General features: G+C 43.2%; 19 protein-coding genes. 2 read left to right on the top strand and 17 right to left on the bottom strand.

From position 1 onward, the window contains the following. Nucleotides 1-57: 57 nt before the first annotated feature. On the bottom strand, nt 58-972 hold the full coding sequence (locus HOO90_RS07855; RefSeq protein WP_292841834.1) for a branched-chain amino acid transaminase: 915 nt from the start codon (nt 970-972) through the stop codon (nt 58-60). A 133-nt stretch (nt 973-1,105) separates the two neighbouring features. Between HOO90_RS07855 and HOO90_RS07850 the strand changes: the two genes are divergently transcribed. After that, nucleotides 1,106-1,693, top strand: a complete 588-nt coding sequence (locus HOO90_RS07850; RefSeq protein WP_292841798.1) for an SCO family protein — start codon at nt 1,106-1,108, stop codon at nt 1,691-1,693. 4 nt (nt 1,694-1,697) lie between these two features. Here HOO90_RS07850 and HOO90_RS07845 read toward each other — a convergent pair whose 3' ends face one another. The 6 genes from HOO90_RS07845 to lnt form a co-directional block, all read right to left on the bottom strand. Continuing rightward, the gene (locus HOO90_RS07845) at nt 1,698-2,402 is read right to left on the bottom strand and encodes a SprT family zinc-dependent metalloprotease (protein WP_292841795.1); all 705 of its coding nucleotides are present in this window, start codon (nt 2,400-2,402) and stop codon (nt 1,698-1,700) included. Continuing rightward, entirely contained in the window at nt 2,399-3,106 is a 708-nt protein-coding gene (locus tag HOO90_RS07840; RefSeq protein WP_292841832.1) for a 1-acyl-sn-glycerol-3-phosphate acyltransferase, read from the bottom strand. Before HOO90_RS07840 ends, HOO90_RS07845 begins: the two co-directional genes overlap by 4 nt. 4 nt (nt 3,107-3,110) lie before the next feature. After that, nucleotides 3,111-3,671: a D-glycero-beta-D-manno-heptose 1,7-bisphosphate 7-phosphatase gene (gene gmhB / locus HOO90_RS07835; RefSeq protein WP_292841793.1), complete on the bottom strand. Its 561-nt coding sequence runs from the start codon at nt 3,669-3,671 to the stop codon at nt 3,111-3,113. A 19-nt stretch (nt 3,672-3,690) separates the two neighbouring features. Beyond that, nucleotides 3,691-5,790 (bottom strand): glycine--tRNA ligase subunit beta, encoded by a 2,100-nt coding sequence (glyS, locus tag HOO90_RS07830; protein WP_292841791.1) that lies wholly within the window; start codon nt 5,788-5,790, stop codon nt 3,691-3,693. Then, complete coding sequence (gene glyQ, locus HOO90_RS07825; RefSeq protein WP_292841789.1) at nt 5,787-6,710, bottom strand: glycine--tRNA ligase subunit alpha; 924 nt, start codon at nt 6,708-6,710, stop codon at nt 5,787-5,789. Before glyQ ends, glyS begins: the two co-directional genes overlap by 4 nt. 85 nt (nt 6,711-6,795) lie before the next feature. Beyond that, nucleotides 6,796-8,268, bottom strand: coding sequence for an apolipoprotein N-acyltransferase (lnt, locus tag HOO90_RS07820; RefSeq protein ID WP_292841830.1), 1,473 nt, complete (start codon nt 8,266-8,268; stop codon nt 6,796-6,798). A 217-nt stretch (nt 8,269-8,485) separates the two neighbouring features. Here lnt and mscL point away from each other — a divergent pair, with 217 nt between their 5' ends. Beyond that, nucleotides 8,486-8,908: a large conductance mechanosensitive channel protein MscL gene (mscL, locus tag HOO90_RS07815; protein ID WP_292841787.1), complete on the top strand. Its 423-nt coding sequence runs from the start codon at nt 8,486-8,488 to the stop codon at nt 8,906-8,908. Between the two features lie 529 nt (nt 8,909-9,437). On the opposite strand, the gene HOO90_RS07810 is transcribed toward mscL, so the two are convergent. The 10 genes from HOO90_RS07810 to HOO90_RS07765 form a co-directional block, all read right to left on the bottom strand. Further along, nucleotides 9,438-10,721: a cyclopropane-fatty-acyl-phospholipid synthase family protein gene (locus HOO90_RS07810; RefSeq protein ID WP_292841785.1), complete on the bottom strand. Its 1,284-nt coding sequence runs from the start codon at nt 10,719-10,721 to the stop codon at nt 9,438-9,440. Between the two features lie 30 nt (nt 10,722-10,751). Further along, the gene (locus tag HOO90_RS07805) at nt 10,752-11,528 is read right to left on the bottom strand and encodes a DUF1365 domain-containing protein (protein ID WP_292841783.1); all 777 of its coding nucleotides are present in this window, start codon (nt 11,526-11,528) and stop codon (nt 10,752-10,754) included. Then, on the bottom strand, nt 11,518-12,804 hold the full coding sequence (locus HOO90_RS07800) for an FAD-dependent oxidoreductase (RefSeq protein ID WP_292841781.1): 1,287 nt from the start codon (nt 12,802-12,804) through the stop codon (nt 11,518-11,520). Before HOO90_RS07800 ends, HOO90_RS07805 begins: the two co-directional genes overlap by 11 nt. Then, complete coding sequence (locus HOO90_RS07795) at nt 12,788-13,735, bottom strand: acyl-CoA desaturase (protein ID WP_292841779.1); 948 nt, start codon at nt 13,733-13,735, stop codon at nt 12,788-12,790. The genes HOO90_RS07800 and HOO90_RS07795 overlap by 17 nt, the downstream gene beginning before the upstream one ends. Nucleotides 13,736-13,759: 24 nt before the next feature. Next, a complete protein-coding gene (locus tag HOO90_RS07790) occupies nt 13,760-14,323 on the bottom strand; it encodes a lipocalin family protein (RefSeq protein WP_292841777.1) in 564 nt (187 codons plus the stop codon). 12 nt (nt 14,324-14,335) lie between these two features. Next, entirely contained in the window at nt 14,336-14,983 is a 648-nt protein-coding gene (locus HOO90_RS07785; RefSeq protein ID WP_292841776.1) for a DUF6134 family protein, read from the bottom strand. Further along, entirely contained in the window at nt 14,980-15,753 is a 774-nt protein-coding gene (locus tag HOO90_RS07780; protein ID WP_292841774.1) for a DUF1295 domain-containing protein, read from the bottom strand. The genes HOO90_RS07785 and HOO90_RS07780 overlap by 4 nt, the downstream gene beginning before the upstream one ends. After that, on the bottom strand, nt 15,750-16,295 hold the full coding sequence (locus HOO90_RS07775; RefSeq protein ID WP_292841772.1) for a DUF2878 domain-containing protein: 546 nt from the start codon (nt 16,293-16,295) through the stop codon (nt 15,750-15,752). The genes HOO90_RS07780 and HOO90_RS07775 overlap by 4 nt, the downstream gene beginning before the upstream one ends. A gap of 15 nt (nt 16,296-16,310) precedes the next feature. Beyond that, the gene (locus HOO90_RS07770; RefSeq protein WP_292841770.1) at nt 16,311-17,369 is read right to left on the bottom strand and encodes a cyclopropane-fatty-acyl-phospholipid synthase family protein; all 1,059 of its coding nucleotides are present in this window, start codon (nt 17,367-17,369) and stop codon (nt 16,311-16,313) included. A gap of 103 nt (nt 17,370-17,472) precedes the next feature. Next, a partial coding sequence (locus HOO90_RS07765) for a transporter associated domain-containing protein (protein ID WP_292841768.1) occupies nt 17,473-17,882 on the bottom strand: 410 nt, incomplete at its 5' end.

The raw sequence follows: 17,882 nt of genomic DNA, 5'->3' as shown, positions 1-17,882 counted from the left end.
ACTCCTAATTTTGGAAATTCCCTCAGAAGCGGGAATCCCATTTAATACTTTCAGCGATTAAACCAATGTTAACCAATGCGCATGTTTAGCTGATTTGCCTTTAACCACATCAAAATACAATGCCTGTAATTTTTCAGTAATTGGACCACGCACTCCAGCACCAATGGCGCGGTTATCAAGCTCGCGAATCGGCGTTACTTCAGCCGCAGTGCCTGTGAAGAAGGCTTCGTCTGCGGTATAAACTTCGTCACGCGTGATGCGTTTTTCTATCACTTCAATGCCAAGTTCTTTGGCAAGCGTTACTATTGTGTCGCGGGTGATGCCTTCTAGCGCGCTGGTTAAATCTGGTGTGTAGAGCTTGCCTTTACGCACAATAAAAATATTTTCGCCAGAGCCTTCAGCTACAAAGCCGTCCACATCTAAAAGTAAAGCCTCTTGGTAACCATCTTGCGCCGCTTCTTGGTGTGCAAGAATGCTGTTCATGTAATTACCATTGGCTTTGGCCTTACACATGGTGATGTTCACGTGGTGACGTGAGAAAGAGGATGTTTTTACTCGAATGCCTTTGGTGATGGCTTCATCACCCATATAGGCGCCCCAACTCCAGGCTGCGCAAATGACATGTGTACTTAAGGTTTTTGCAGCAATACCCATTGCTTCAGCACCGTAAAACGCCATTGGGCGGATATAAGCTGAATCTAAATTGTTTTCACGCACTGCAGCTTTTTGTGCATCTATAATTTCCTGTTTAGAGAAAGGCATTTTCATTTGCAAAATATGCGCGCTGTTAAACAGGCGGTCAGTGTGGTCTTGCAAACGGAAAATGGCCGCACCTTTATCGGTTTTATACGCGCGCACGCCTTCAAATACGCCCATGCCGTAATGCAAAGTGTGTGTTAAAACGTGCGTTGTAGCATCGCGCCAGTTAACTAGTTTGCCGTCATACCAAATTACGCCGTCGCGATCTGCCATTGATGTTGGAATTGCCATGTAGCTACCTTTTAAACGAATGAAAGTAAAAGCATTATTGTAAACTAAAGGGCGGATTTCTTGTCGCATGTTAAAATCAAAACCGTATAAATTTAAAGCTTATTTGGAGTTTTTCATGCAACACTTACTAAAAACCTTTTTTGCAATTCTATTCATATGTTTTTTATCGGCTTGTAAACCTGCCGCAGAAGGCGGTAAGTTTGTGGCAACAGATATTACTGGGGCTGACTTTGGGCAGTCTTTTAACCTGACTGACCATACTGGCAAGCCAAGAACCATGGCGGATTTTAAAGGAAAGGTCGTCACTTTATTTTTTGGCTATACACATTGTCCCGATGTATGCCCAACAACTATGCATGACCTGAAACTTACCATGAATTTATTAGGCGATAAGGCCGATCAAGTACAAGTGTTATTTGTAACCCTAGACCCAGCGCGTGATACACAGGAGTTATTGGCTCAATTTGTGCCCTCATTTGACCCACGTTTTATTGGGTTGCGTGGCGGTGAGGCCGAAACGGCAGCCACTGCAGCTGTGTTTAAAATATATGCAAAAAAAGTAGAGGCGCAAGGTCAAGGCGGATACACCATAGACCATAGCGCAGGCGTGTATGTGTTTGATAAAGCAGGAAAAATAAGACTATATGTGGATTATGGGCAAAAACCAGCTGATATTGCAAACGATATTAAGCAGATACTTTAAGGTTTTAAATTTGATGCAATTTCGCTGAAAGCGCTTTCAGCTCTTTTTCGGCTGCTTTGTAGTCTGGGTAAATGCTTGCAACGGTTGCCCAGAATTTAGCTGAATGATTCATTTCTTTAATATGCGAAAGCTCATGGCACACTACATAGTTAATGATGTGTGGCGGGGCTTGTAGCAAGCGCCAATTGAGCCTGATTTCTTTTCTTGAATTGCAGCTTCCCCAGCGCGACGCGGCATTGGATAACGTGAGCGAGGTAAAATTTACGCCAAGCTTGCTTGAGAAAATCTCCAAGCGTCTGGTAAAGTCAGACAATGCTTTTTTTTTGTACCATTGGATTACTTTGCGTGCTATTAGGGTAGGTTCGCTATTCGGCATGGCCAATAGCAAAAAACCAGGTTCATATTCTACCGCTTTAGAGCGAGCATCATGTTCAATAGTCAGTGTTAGCGGATTACCTAGATACAACAACTGCTCGCCATGTTGCCATTGAATATCTGGAATTTTATTTGCAGTAATTGAAGTTAGCTTTTTACGTATCCAATCAGCCTTTTGTAAAATGATGTCATCTAGTTGCGATTGTGAAATGCGTTTGGGCGCATGAATCACCAAGCCACTATGAGTGATTTTTAAACCAACGGTACGGCGTTGGCGGCGTTTTAATTGGTAATGGAGTTGGTCGCCAGTTGGCAGGGTGAGCGAGTAACTCATTTATCTAATGCAAGCATCTCTGCTTCAATCCAACTTTCCACTTGCTGGTTCAATGCATCAGCTTTTAGCTCGGCCGTTTGTATGAGATTGCCAATATGCATTTTAATCACACCTGGCTTTTTGATGAAGGTGTTTTTCGCCCAATACACGCCTGCATTGTGCGCCACAGGCAATACAGGGGTTTTTGTATGAGTTGCCAACCACGCGCCACCAATGTGATATTTACTGCGTTCACTAGGTGCAATACGCGTGCCTTCTGGAAATATCACTACCCAAAAGCCTTGGTCTAATCTTGTCTTACCTTTGGTGACCAATTTTTTCAAGGCTTCACGCCCCGCGCTGCGGTCAATGGCAATGGGCGATGACATGGCTAAACCCCAGCCAAAAATAGGTATCCACAATAACTCACGTTTTAGTACATAAACTTGCGTAGGAAAAATCGCTTGAAACGCTAGCGTTTCCCAGGCAGATTGATGCTTAGAAAGCACGATGGTAGGTGAATTACCGATATTTTCTAAGCCAGTGATCTCATGGCGGATATTGCAAGTCACTCGCAACCACCACAACATGCTACGCGCCCAGCCCGAGATTAAATCATTGCGTAAAATCGGGTTAAGTGGCATTGCAAGTAAGGCAATTAAAGTAAAAATAGGCGCGGTAATCGCTTGCCCAATAAAAAACAACAAGGATCGTAAAAGTAGCATTAACTTAAGCTTTTTCATCAAGAATGCGTTGCACGGCTTCCGCTAAATCCGCGCAAACCCATGTGTTGGCAGGTAGAGCTTTGTTTTTATCGATCTCAGCAGCGGCCAAAGTTGCCTCACCCTTGCCGGTACGGACTAAAATGGGTTGGCATCCGGCGCTGGCAAAGGCTTGTAGGTCGCGTAAGGCATCGCCCACCGCAGGAACATCTTGCAGTTCTAAGGAAAAACGATTACCGATTTCTTCTATCATGCCCGTGTCAGGCTTGCGGCAATGGCAATGCTCATCGGCCGCATGGGGGCAATAAAAAATCGCATCGATACGACCTCCAAATTGCGCCAATTCGCGATGCATCCTGTCATGAATGCTGTTAAGCGTCGTCATGTCAAACAGGCCGCGACTAATACCAGATTGATTGGTGGCTACGGCTACTCTATACCCTGATTGATTCAATAGAGCAATGGCCTCTAAGCTACCTGGAATCGGAATCCATTCATTAGGACTTTTGATGAAGTTGGCAGAATCTTGGTTGATTACGCCGTCTCTATCTAAAATCACTAATTTCATAGGTGGCTCGCTTTGTCAGTTAACTAGCTAGTTTAGATAAATCCGCAACGCGGTTCATGGCTTGATGCAAAGTAGCCAATAATCCTAAACGATTCGTCTTAAGCGCAGGGTCGTCAGCGTTAACCATCACGTTATCGAAGAATGCATCAACAGGTGCTTTTAATGCAGCTAGCGACTTAAGTGATGCCGTGTAATCGCCGCTTTCAAATAGCGTATCAGCTTCAAGTTTCACATTGCTTAGTGCTGCGTTGAGAGCGATTTCAGCTGGCTCTTGCAGTAAGTTAGTGTTTACTTCAGCTTTCACTTCGCCTTCAACTTTTTTCAGAATATTGCCAACGCGTTTGTTTGCTGCGGCTAAGGCTGGGGCTTGATCTAGCGAAGAGAATGCACGAACTGCTGATAGTCGTTGTGGAATTTCACTTAATAATTGAGGGTTAAGTGCTAACACCGCATCTACTTCTTGTGGGCTGGCGCCTTGCTCTTTCAGATTAACGGCTAGTCGGTCTAAGCTAAACTCTTGAACCGCTTGAGCAGCAGAGTTGTCACCATTAAATTGAGATAACGCCATTTGTATGAGTGCATTAAATTGAATTGGTAATTTGCTATCAATTAGCATGCGAATGACACCAAGCGCTTGGCGACGTAAGCCAAATGGATCTTTGTCACCAGTTGGTTTTTCACCAATGCTGAATAGACCAACTAAAGTTTCTAGTTTGTCAGCTAATGCAACACAAACACCTACTAGGCTGCGAGGTAATGTATCACCTGCAAAGCGTGGTTTGTAGTGGTCTTCAATCGCAAAAGCCACATCATCATCTAAGCCTTCATGTTGTGCATAGTAGCGCCCCATGATGCCTTGTAACTCAGGGAATTCACCCACCATATCAGTGACTAAATCTGTTTTAGATAAGCGAGCAGCCTTTTCAACTTTAGATACAAAACTAGCGTCACCTAATTGCTTAGCGATTTCAGCGGCGATTTTCACGACGCGCTGATTGCGCTCGCCTTGAGAGCCTAGCTTATTGTGGTAAACCACTTTATTTAAACCTTCTAAGCGGCTCTCAAGAGTTTTCTTACGGTCTTGATCAAAGAAGAATTTAGCATCCGCTAGGCGAGGGCGAACAACACGTTCATTACCACCAATCACTGCGCTGGCATCAGCTGGATTAATATTAGAAACGATTAAGAATTTATTGGTTAGCTTGCCGTTTGCATCTAGTAGCGGGAAGTATTTTTGATTTGCCTTCATGGTTAGAATCAAACATTCTTGCGGCACTTCTAGGTAAATTTCTTCAAATTGACCGAGCAATACATTTGGGCGCTCAACAAGTGCAGTGACTTCATCGAGAAGCGCTTCATCTTCAATCGGTTTCAGATTCTGTTTTGCTGCAGCTGCATTTAATTGACTCACAATTTCTGCACGACGTTCTGCAAAGCTCGCAATCACTGCACCTTCAGTTTTTAATTGCGCTGCATAGGTGTCTGCACTCTTCAGCACAACAGGTGAAACAGCCGCTTCAAATCGGTGGCCTTGCGTTGCGTTGCCAGCATTTAAACCAAGTGCCGTGACAGCAACTACTTCATCACCATGCAATGCGACCAAGCTATGCGCAGGACGCACAAAGTTGACGCTGCTCCAACCATCAGCTAATTGATAAGTCATCACTTTTGGAATAGGTAATTTAGCAATCGCCTCGTTCAATGCACTTTGCACACCATCTTTTAGTGAAACGCCTTTTTGCATCACATCTAAAAACAAAGCTTCATTTTTACCGTCAGCTTGCTTAGTTAGGTTTTTAACCGCGCTTTCGTCTAAGCCCATACCGTTTAGGCGTTTGATTAAGGCTGGGGTTGCATTGCCGCTAGCATCTAAACCCACGCTCACAGGCATAAGCTTTTGCGTAGAAGTTTTATCTGGAGCAACAGCAAGTATGTTTGTCGCATGTACAGCAAGACGACGAGGTGAAGCGTAAGCAGTTACTGCCGAGCTATCAGCTACTAAGCCTTGTAATTTAAGTGTTTCAAACAAAACGCCTGAAAATGCCTCGCCTAGTTTATTTAAGGCTTTTGGTGGTAGTTCTTCAACAAATAGTTCTACTAATAGATTTTTCGTACTCATGCTGCGGCTTTCTTAGCTAATTCTGTTAATACTTCATCTGCCCAATCTTTTGGTGCCATTGGGAAGCCAAGTCTAGCGCGGCTATCCAAGTAACTTGCGGCAACTGAACGTGCTAGATTACGAATACGTCCAATATAACCTGCGCGTTCTGTCACAGAAATTGCGCCGCGAGCGTCTAGCAAGTTGAATGTATGTGCGGCTTTTAGTACTTGCTCGTAAGCGGGTAATGCCAGTTTGGCTTCAATAAGATGCAAAGCTTGTTTTTCGTGCGCAGAAAATGCAGTAAATAAGAAGTCAGCATCCGAGTGTTCAAAGTTGTAAGTGGATTGCTCAACTTCATTTTGTTTATAGACATCACCGTAAGTTAAACCGTCTGTCCAAGTTAAATCGTAAACATTATCTACGCCTTGTAGATACATGGCCAAACGCTCTAAACCATAAGTGATTTCGCCAGTAATTGGCTTGCAGTTAATGCCGCCCACTTGTTGAAAGTAGGTAAATTGCGTGACTTCCATGCCATTTAACCAAACTTCCCAACCTAAGCCCCATGCGCCTAAGGTTGGGTTTTCCCAGTCATCTTCAACAAAGCGAATATCATTCTTTTTAAGGTCAAAACCTAGCGCTTCAAGTGAGCCTAAATAAAGCTCAAGAATGTCAGCTGGCGCTGGTTTTAGCACAACTTGAAATTGGTAGTAATGTTGCAGGCGGTTTGGATTCTCACCGTAACGACCATCTTTTGGACGACGGCTTGGTTGCACGTAAGCGGCTTTCCAGGGTTCTGGTCCTAATGAACGCAAGAAGGTTGCTGTGTGTGAGGTGCCTGCTCCTACCTCCATGTCGTAAGGTTGCAGCAGCGCACAGCCTTTATCGCTCCAGTAGGTTTGCAAAGTAAGAATAATTTGTTGAAAAGTAAGCGCCATGATTTGATTCTAAGGTTCGATTCTAAATGGTTCTATAAATTTAAGCTGAACAAGCTTCAGCCGTATTATTAGCAAAGGGGTGATTTTACTTTGTTTTACGCCGACTTGCCAAAAAATTGGGCAAACAGATTGCAATAAGGCCAACCCAGCAAATAGCTAGAAAAAACCAATTGCCCCAATGCACATAAGGCGTGCTACCGCTATAGCCTTGCGCTGTTCCATTAAGCGTAGATTCGGTGAAGTGAGGCGCATGCGCTAGCACATTGCCATGTGGGTCAATAATAGCGGTCGCGCCGGTATTAGTTGCCCGCAAGACCGTGCGCCCCGTTTCTAGCGCGCGTGCTTGCGAGAATTGCATATGTTGATACGCGGCATTGGATTGCCCGTACCATGCATCATTGCTGGCATTTACTAATAGCGTAGCGGCAGGCAGTTGACGAATTATTTCCTCACCAAAAACATCTTCATAGCAAATATTAATGGCGACTTTTTCGCCTGCAATATCCATGGGTTGTTGATGAAGGCTACCACGCGATAAGTCGCTGAGTGGCATGTTAAGTAAATCGCGATAAATCCAACCGAAAGCGACTTTTAATGGAATGAATTCGCCAAAAGGAACGAGATGCGATTTACGATAAGCTTCAGGATTAGCCTTGCCAATATTGAGCATGCTGTTGAAATATTCGCCATTTTCGCGCTCGATTAACCCCGCGAGAACTGCGCCTTGATTCTTGTTGGCAAGTTGTTGCAGGCGTGTTGTAAGTTCTACCGGTAGCTCACTGGATAGCACGGGGAGTGCAGTTTCAGGCAGAATAATGAGTCTAGCTTGGCTTGCTTCCGCAAGGCTAAGGTATTTGTTTAATGTGCGATCAGCGATTTCTGGCGCCCACTTGAGGTCCTGCGGGATATTGCCTTGCAGTAATGCAACTGAAATTGGTTTGTTGCTTGGCGAAGTCCATTCCACCAGTTTTAATAAATTACCAGTAACCAAAATAAGCACCAATAGCGCAATAGAATTGCGTTTCCATATAACCGAACTTGGCTTCTTTACAAGCCAGAAGCCAATCAAGCTTGCTATAAATACGGACAATAAAGAAATGCCATATATCCCTAGAATAGGCGTGAATCCCGACAGTGGGCTATGCGGCACTTGGCTATAGCCGATAGTGAGCCACGGAAAACCCGTGAAAATCCAACTTCGCGTCCAGTCTGCCAATGCCCAAAAAATCGGAATAGTAATCAGCAATTGCTGCGATTTTGCATTTGAAACACGAACACTTAACCAACCAGTAAGTGCAGGAAAAAGGGCCATAAATGCACATAACAAAAAAGTCGCTAAGCCAGCCATAAAACTCGGCATATTGCCAAAATCATGCAGGCTGATGAATATCCAATAAATACCTGCACCAAATAATCCCAAGCCAAATATAAAGCCATCGATTGCGGCTTGCTTGGCAGAATTACTTTGATACCAAAAGTAACATAAACCAATCAGTGATAAGAGGCTGGCGAGATAAAAATAATAAGGGGCAAAACCCAGCACACACAAGGCCCCCATTAAAAATAAAGTAAGTGACTTGGTATAGTGGTTATTAGAAATTATTGGCATGGACAGGATTGTAGCTTGATAGTGGTAGATAACAAAAATTTACATTGTATTCGTTTTTTAGTTGGGTACTCAGTTGACAGGCTACGCGCTAAAGACCTATATTTAGCCACGTATTAATATTAAAGTTTAATAGTGAATTTAGCCGAGTAATTTTTGGGAGAAAAATATGAGCATTGCATCAGAATTTAAAGAGTTTGCAATAAAAGGTAACGTAGTCGATTTGGCTGTGGGTGTGATTATAGGCGCAGCATTTGGAAAGATAGTTGATTCATTGGTGGGTGATATTGTGTTACCACTAGTTGGAAAAGTCACAGGTGGCGTAGATTTTACCAATAAATTTATTACTTTAGCGGATGTGCCAGCGGGAAATGCTGGAACTTATGCCTCATTAAAAGCGGCAGGCGTTCCATTGTTAGCTTATGGTAACTTCATCACTATCTTTCTGAATTTCTTAATTTTAGCGTTTGTTATTTTTCTCGCGGTGAAACAAATTAATCGATTGAAAAAAGCGGAACCGGCGCCACCTCCTGCACCTACCCCAGAAGATGTAGTGTTGTTACGTGAAATTCGAGATTCTTTGAAAAAATAGCTTTGCATAGTTTGCACTATAAAAAAGGGCCTAAAAGCCCTTTTTTATTGCCTATATTTTAGTATTAACGTTCAGTTTATATGGTGGGTGTGCTTGGAATTTGGTAAGACTGGCCTTTATATTCGCTTTCTGAGTCATCGTTATGCATGAATTCAACAGTCACAACTTTATCGTCAACAAAATCTATTTCGGTCGTTTCATAATACGAGCCATCGGTAGCAGTATTGATAAGGAGATACTGCCAGATAGAAGCAACTACTTTTTGTGTCCCTTTGATTTTTACGTCATCGGCTTTGGCGGTTCGCCAAATTGAGCAATGATTTGCGACATATTAAATTTGTGAATGACATTCACATACATTTTTTGGTGATTTACTTCAGTATTTCTATAAGCCAATCGGTCTTTTAAGGAGTTGATACCTAGCGTGTTAATCAATATCGATTTTGCGTGTTTTTCTAATACCCACTTTTTAAATGCTCTGGAAGACCCTATTTATATGGCTCCCAGAGGCGTGGGTGTCACCTAGACTTTATTTGGTGATTTTACTGTTTAATGCGGCACGTCTGTTGTCAGGTTTTGCGAGCAATAAATGTACGTCGCCCAACGCACGTTCTGCAAAACCACCCTCACAATAACAAAGATAAAATTCCCACATTTTGATAAATTCTTCTGAATAACCAAGTGCGCGTACCGCTTCAATATTCTCAAAAAAATTCTCTCGCCAAAGTTTTAAAGTGGTGGCGTAATGGAGGCCAATATCTTCTAAGTCGAATAATCGTAAATCAGTTTTGCGGGTAATGCTATTGAGCATAGCGGTATTGGACGGAATGCAAGAACCAGGAAAAATATAGCGCTGAATGAAATCAACTGAATTTTTTGCGCTTTCATAACGCTGGTCAGTAATGGTAATGGCTTGAATGAGTGCGAGCCCGTTTGGCTTTAATAACGCGCTTACTGTTGCAAAATAAGTGTCATAAAATTGATGCCCGACCGCTTCAATCATTTCAATCGAAACCAACTTATCAAACTGGCCGTGCAAATGTCGATAGTCGTCTAGCAGCAATGTGATTTTATCTTGCAGGCCAGCCGCCTCCACCTTGGCCTTGGCTAAAGTATATTGCTGTTGTGAAATGGTGGTGGAGGTGACTTTGCAGCCATAATGCTTGGCAGCGTAAATAGCAAAACCACCCCAACCTGTGCCAATTTCAATCACATGGTCGTAACTTTTTAAATCTAGCTTTTCACATATGGTCTTGAGTTTGAGTTCAGATGCAGCCTTTAACGTATCCGTGCGATCATTAAAAATCGCGCTGGAATACATCATGGTTTCATCTAAAAACATGGCAAATAAGGCATTGCCTAAGTCGTAATGCGCTGCAATATTCTTGCGGCTGCCTTCTGTGGTATTGCTATTGAGCCAATGTAACAGCTGCATAAACGGCTTAGTCAGCCATTGATAACCGCCTTCAATGGTATCCATCACCGACTGATTGAGGCACATGATTCGAATTACGTTGGTTAAATTGTCTGCCGTCCAGTAACTCAGCATATAGGCCTCACCAGCACCAATGCTGCCGCCAAAGGCAATTTCACCATAAAAGCGTGGATCGTGAATGGTAATCGTGGCGCGTATGTCTTCGGTTTGGCCAAAGGTATGTTGTGACGCTCCATCAATAATTGTTAACCTGCCCTTTTGCAACGATTGCAGCCGTTTGACTATTTGCGCTTTAGCAAAATTAGCCACCCACTTTGCGCGACTTTTTTGTTTTAACGCTCTGGTGAGCGTTTCTTGTATAAGTAAGGTATTCGACATTTTTATTTTTTGACTGAATTTATGGTCTGATTATTTTGTAATTTGTGACGGGTTGGCATAAAAAGGAACACGCTTTAGCCAAAGCAACAATGCATGCCAGTAAATGGCAACCACTACTTTAATGGTTATCAATGGGTAACGCAGTAGTAATTGATTGAGTGTTGACGCAGTTATTTCTTTTCGTTGTAGCGCCAAGGTGGCATTGAACAATTGCTCGCCATTCTGTAAACTTTTCATATGTACCAGCAGTTGATTACCCTCAAGCTTAAAGGACCAGTCGTATTGAATATTCATAGGCATAAAGGGCGAAACGTGAAAGTGTTTGTCTAATTTAAAAATAGTAATGTCGCCATGCTTTATACTTTTTATGGTTTTTTCTGCATTAAAATCATGCACATAAGCATAATCTTCACCCCAAGGCGTATTAGTAATATGGCTCACAATCGCCTGCAAGGTTTTGCCATCAGGCTCAAAGCAATAGTAAAACGTCACTGGGTTAAAGCAATGCCCCAAATAACGCATATTGGTGAGCATACAAATTGCACCGCGTGGAACATGGCCTGTCGCTTGCTTCACCAACTTGGTAATTTCTATTTTTAACGGTTCTTCAGGATTGCCGTAGTAGTCAGCGCGCTTAAACCATGCCCAGTTTTTACTTTCATACGACCAGAACCGCATGCCGCCAAAGACTGTTGGAAGCTCGTCTAAATCTAAGTACATCATAAATACCTGGTAGTGAAAACCATGTGGTTTAGGGCTAAAGCGCTGATGCGTGACAAATCCCTCGTAAATCGCGCTATTTGGCACAGAGAATCCCTGATTTCAGGGCCTCATCAAAGTGCTTTAATGCTTCTAAAGCACTCACCACACCATCTTCATGAAAGCCGTTGCGCCAATAAGCCCCGGCGAATCCGGTTCTGTTTTTGCCACTAATTTCTGCATGTTTGGCCTGTGCGGCAGCACCTGCCAAGGTATAGACGGGGTGCGTATAAGTTAGGCGTTTAATCACTTTGGCTGGGTTAATACCCCCTACATGATTCAATGTAACTAAAAGTGGCTCCCTACTTTGCAAGTTTTGCAAAATGTTCATGTTGTACGTTACCGCAACACGATTCATAGGAATTTTGGTGACATGGTAATTCCATGCGGCCCATGCTAGTGAGCGCTTGGGCATCAACGTTGCATCATGGTGCAAATAAATGCTGTTTTCTTGAAATGGGATAGCACTTAGTATTTCAGTTTCCGCGGCAGTTTGATTGCTTAATATCTTCAGCGCTTGGTCGCTATGGCAGGCAAAAAAAACATAATCAAAGGCTATTTCTTCACCATGTTTAGGTCTCACGTACACGGTACTTTGGGTGCGCCGCACATTTTCTATCGGTGTTTTAAGCTGGATGCGATGTTTAAATGGTTCGGTCATTGCTGTAACATAACTTGCCGAACCATTTGTCACGGTGCGCCATTGCGGCCTATCATTAACGGTGAGCATGCCATGATGGTGAAAGAAGCGTACAAAAAATCGCGCAGGAAACTCTAACATCTGCGCTGCATCGGTTGACCAAATTGCAGAACCCATTGGAATAATGTAGTAATCAATAAACTTTTGGCAGTAATTCCCCGCGCGCAAATAGTCCCCCAGCTTAATTTCACTGCCTTCATTTAGCAGTTCAAGTGCACTTTTGTTAAAGCGCAGAATGTCGCGAATCATTTGATAGAAATATGGCTTAAACAGATTGCTACGCTGGGCAAATAAACTATTTAAAGTCGTACCGTTGTACTCCAATCCTGTTTTTTCACATTTCACGCTAAAACTCATTGCACTGGGCTGCCAAACCACTTTTAATTCATCTAGCAAGGCAATAAAGTTTGGGTAAGTACGGTCATTAAATACAATGAACCCCGTATCTACCTGATAGTCTTTCCCTTCATGATGAATAGTGTGGGTGTGAGTGTGTCCGCCAACGTGGCTTTCAGCCTCAAACACTGAGATATCGTGCTGAGCATGCAGATGGTAGGCAATCGTATTGCCCGCTATACCGCTACCGATAATAGCAATTTTTAATGGCTTATTGTTTTGCGTCATGTGAGTTAATTTTTCTTGATTCGCGCATTTCTTTTGATACGGTTCGTATGTCCCAAATCAGGCCGCATGCGGATAACAATTTAAGCCCGTAATAGGTAAGGTCGATTTCCCACCAGTAAAAACCTTGGCGCGCTGAACCAGGAAAATGGTGATGATTGTTATGCCAGCCCTCGCCCAGCGTTAAAAAAGCGATCCAAACATTATTTCGACTGTGGTCACGTGTGGCATAACGCCGCTTGCCCCAAACGTGGGCAAGTGAATTTACCGTAAAAGTGGCGTGGTACAACACCACCGTTGAAATGAAAAACCCCCAAACCAATAATTGCAGGCCATTGGTGTGTAAGTGCGAAAAATCATTTTCAAGCCATACGCCAAACCAATAAATGCTGATTGCAAAAAAAATTGGCACGATTACGTCAAAACGGTCTAAAAATCGTAACTCAGCAAACCTTGCTAATTCTTTTACACGCTCGGTTCGTGTTGCGAAATGTTGATTCGATAAAAACCAGCCTAAATGACTCCACAAAAACCCATGCTGAACGGGGGAATGTGCATCCGCTAATTCATCGGCATTTACGTGGTGATTTCGATGGTGTGACGCCCACCACAACGGTCCACGCTGAACTGCTGTCGCCCCAGCAACAGCCCCTAAAAATTGAAACCCCCGCGAAGTGCGAAAAGTTTTATGTGAAAAATAACGATGATAAAAGCCCGTAATGGCAAACATTCTCAAGGCATAAAGTGCAACCGCAAAACCAACAGCAAACCAGCTAAACCCCACCCAAAAAACCGCTAGGCAGGCAAGGTGCAACAACACAAAGGGAACCACGCGCCACAAGTCAATCTGACGCCAATCCGCCTGATTTGACTGAGCGCTAGCGATTTGTACCACATCATTGTCTAGCCATTTAATGAGTTTTTTTAACCACATATTATTCTATAAATTTTAAGCACTTTAATTTTCGTAGTTATGGTTTAACGCAGCATTGTGCGGTACTTTGCGCAACAAGCTTAAATCATAGCCATACGATGCAATGATTGCTGTCAGTGCATTGTAGTCGGCATCGCTAATGGTAGACGTGCGCGCCATTATCCACACATAGTCACGCGCGTTTCGGGCAATAATGGTTTGTGTGTAGTCTGCGTTTAAGTAAGCAATTCTATATTCAGCTTTAATAGGCCAGATAAACTGCATGCCCCACAGTGCATTACCAGAGTTTTCCACCACAAAGCCACGGGGTTGATAGGTCTTAAATTCACCTTCTAAACCGCCTTTATTGAAGGTAAAGGTAGTCGCTATCGTGCCGTCTGGGTTTAACTGATAATTTTCAATCGCGTTGTACGATTGCTTTTCAATCAAAGTTGGAATTGCAGCAATCACATACCAATCACCCATAAATTTAGGCAAATCCACCTGTGGTACAGTTGGAATGTCGGCAAGTTTCTGTGTTGCACAAGCACTTAAAAGACTCGCTAAAAATGTCATTAAAAATACGCTTTTTAAAAAATTAAGTTTCATATTGAATTCACCTCAACGTAGCTGATATCGAATGGTATAGCCCTCTGGGGTCATTGACTTGAGAGCTACCCAATCGCTACCGCCTTTGTACCAAAGCTCAATATTAAGTTTTGGCTTTCCTGCGAGGCGGCCTTCTAATTTGTATCGCTCCGCGCTTATTTTTTCATTTTTCACCGTAATATTTTCAGTGCCAAGTGACGTAAACTTTGTTTCAAGCCATTCTGCATTTTGTGGATTCAGCAAATTCGACTGTTCAGTAATCTTTGGGTTCCAATAGGCAAACGTCATACTGCAATGCGGCAATGTTTGTTGTTTTTTGCCGTCATCTACCAACAAATGCTGCTCAGACAACTGCGCCTTAACATTTGTTTTCATCTTATCTTCCAGCGTCTGCGCTTCTAACTTTTCTAAACAATCGCCGCGCCACCACTCAACGGCCTGATGGTCATATTTATAGGCGTTGATAAATAACACTTTTACATTAAATTTTGCCGTGCTGGTCAATACGCCTTCATCGCTTAAGTTAAAATAATGCTGGCCGATTTTGGATTGATCTAGATAAACATCAAACAGCCACTCTTTAGCCAAGGTAAATTCTGAAAACGTTGCGGTAACTAAAGCGCAACTCAGTGTGAAGCAACGTTGCTTTGTATTTGTCATTTTTTTGGCCACCAAGGGAAAAATGCGTTCGTGTTTTTACGATAACTGGCGTAATCAGGTCGCCGCTCAGCAATATCTTTTTCTAACAGCGCGACTCCACTCACTTTAAGTAGAAGTAAGGTCATGAGCATTGGTGATAGCACACTCCACCATGCACCTGCCGCCAGTGCTATTAAATAAAATCCCCACCATATACAACTTTCACCAAAGTAATTGGGATGCCTGCTGTAACGCCATAACCCATTGCGCAGTACCTGACCGCGATGACTGGCATTTGCTTTAAAAAGGCTTAACTGCCAATCTGCAACGACTTGCCAGACAAAACCAAAGGTAAATAGCAACGCCCCCAATAAATCTAATCGAGTTAGCGCAACGCTTGCTTCGATAGCACCCAGTAAAGGCAGCGAAATAACCCAGGCCAACACGGCCTGCAGGCCAAACACGATATACAAGCTTTTTAGCCAGAAATGCGGTGAATTATTCTTGCGAATCGCCACATAGCGATGGTCTTCATGCGGGCCCCAATTACGCCAAGTTAAATAGGCACTTAGCCGCACTGCCCAAAGCGTGACTAAGAATAATACTAAAAAAGTGCGAGGGGTCGGCGCGTCTGCATTCAAAGCATAAGCAAAGGCTGCTGATGCTATAAACAAACTCCAAAGACTATCCACGTGTGTAACATTATTTCTGACTAAGCTTAATAGCCAGCCAGCAAAAGCCAATGTGCTGATTGAGGCTAAACCATGTAAATACTGCTGCCAATCCATCATGACCTATCTTGACATGGTAGTGCGACATTAGCATTACCAACGCCATCAAAATGTTTAGAAAGCACAAATAAGATTGGCGTAATGACTGCCCAGCCAATAGATAAAGTGAGCATCGCATTTGTGCCATTTAACGTTACCGCACCTAATTTTTCAGCACCCAAATACGCTAACGGGCCGCCTATTGCGCCAAAAGTCACAGCCAGTAGATATTTGCTGCGCATCCAGCGCAGACTCACACTGAGTATACTGGCAAACGCAAGCCATAACGCTAAAATCCAAACTGGTACCACTGCGCTACTCCAGCCATGATTGACATATTGAACCAAATCAGTTGCCAACAGGGCTTGGTCGAATAAACCGCCTATCACCAGCACGGTGAACATCAGCATCAACTCTGGCTGAATAATCTTAGATTGATAAAGGTGCCAAAATATCACCATAAAAGTCACCAGCACGCCCAACCAAGTCAGATTATTCGTAGCCCCTAGTACGCAAGAAAACCAAGAAACTTGGAATAAAATGAAATTAATCAATCGCTTCATTGTGAGATCTAACGTTTAGCTTGGCCGCTCAAATTGATAGTGTGAAACCCACCATTCTTGACCCTGGTTGTAGCCAAATAATTCTGCGCACGCCATGAAGAATATGCGCCAACGATTACGCCATTGAGTTGCTTCAATTACACCGTAAGTGGCTTCCAAAATCGGTGTAATCAAGGCCAGATGCTTGTCCATATTGGCAAGCCAGGCATTGGCGGTTTTTTCATAATGGGTGCCATCCCAACGCCAGCGTTGCTTAAATTTAAGTTTTTCTTGAAAATAAAGCGGTAAATCATCGCTTGGCATCATCCCACCTGAAAAGAAAAATTCGCTCATCCAATCATCCTTGCCTTGCACTTCAAACGCATAAGGCGTTAAGCGATGCACAAAGATATGCATTAAGAACTTGCCACTTGGTACCAGCCAGTCATGAATTTTTCCGTATAACACCTGGTGGTTACGCATGTGCTCAAACATTTCAACCGACACAACGCGGTCAAATGGCGCATCAATTGCAAAAGCGCTGGGGCTAAAGGTATTCATGTCGCAAGTTATTACTTGAATATTGTTTAAGCTACGCGCCAGTGCCGTTTGCGTAATGTATTCACGTTGTGAGTTGGAATTTGATACTGCGGTAATGCGACTTTTTGGATAGTGCTCTGCCATCCACAAGGTGAGCGAACCCCAACCGCAACCAAGCTCGAGAATACGCTGGCCATCATACAAGTCAGCATGTTCGCAAGTCATTTGCAGCGCAAAGGCTTCTGCTTCATCTAAACTTTTGGTCCCAGGCAGCCAAAAACAGCTGCTGTATTTACGGTGTTTACCCAAACAAAGTGCAAAAAACTCCGTGGGTAATTCGTAATGTTGGGCATTGGCTAAATCGGGCAACAATGCAATTGGCGATTGATTCATTGCCGTAATAAAATTGGCTAGGATTTGCGCGCTGGCTTCACAATCTGTCGCTGCTATTTCACTTAATCGTATTTTGCTTAACTGTCGAATACCTAATCTAATTGCCACATCTGGTATTAACCCCTTTTCTGCGAGTTGAATCGCACCACCTGCAAACTGCATAGCATTCCTTATTTAACTTTATTTTTAAGCTAATGAATGGACAGTCTTATTGGGAATGGGTTCTACAATCAGTAAAAAAATTATTGAATATGAAGAATGTCAGTTAAGTTAATTCTATTGAATCCGAAAGCACCTTAACCATTAGTGTGTGCAAACGGCGGCTATCGGCTCGCAATACTCTAAAAAGTAAGCCATTGTGGACGATTTCATCATCGCGTTTGGGTAAATGACCGAACTGATGCACCACCAAGCCGCCTATTGTCGAGAACTCTTCATCGCTAAGTGTCGTGCCAATGGCCTCATTGAAGTCAGTGATTTCTGTTAATGCCTTAACGCGATACTGACCATCGGCGTTTTGTATGATGTTATCCTCATCTTCGTCGTAGTCGTATTCATCTTCAATATCGCCGACGATTTGCTCCAATACATCTTCAATTGTAACCATGCCGGCTACGCCGCCGTATTCGTCCACCACAATGGCAATGTGATTCCGGTTGCTACGAAACTCTTTAA

This window comes from Methylotenera sp., assembly GCF_013141425.1.
Lineage (GTDB): Bacteria > Pseudomonadota > Gammaproteobacteria > Burkholderiales > Methylophilaceae > Methylotenera.
Note: the sequence above shows the minus strand (reverse complement) of the source record. Positions and strands in the feature narration are given on the sequence as shown.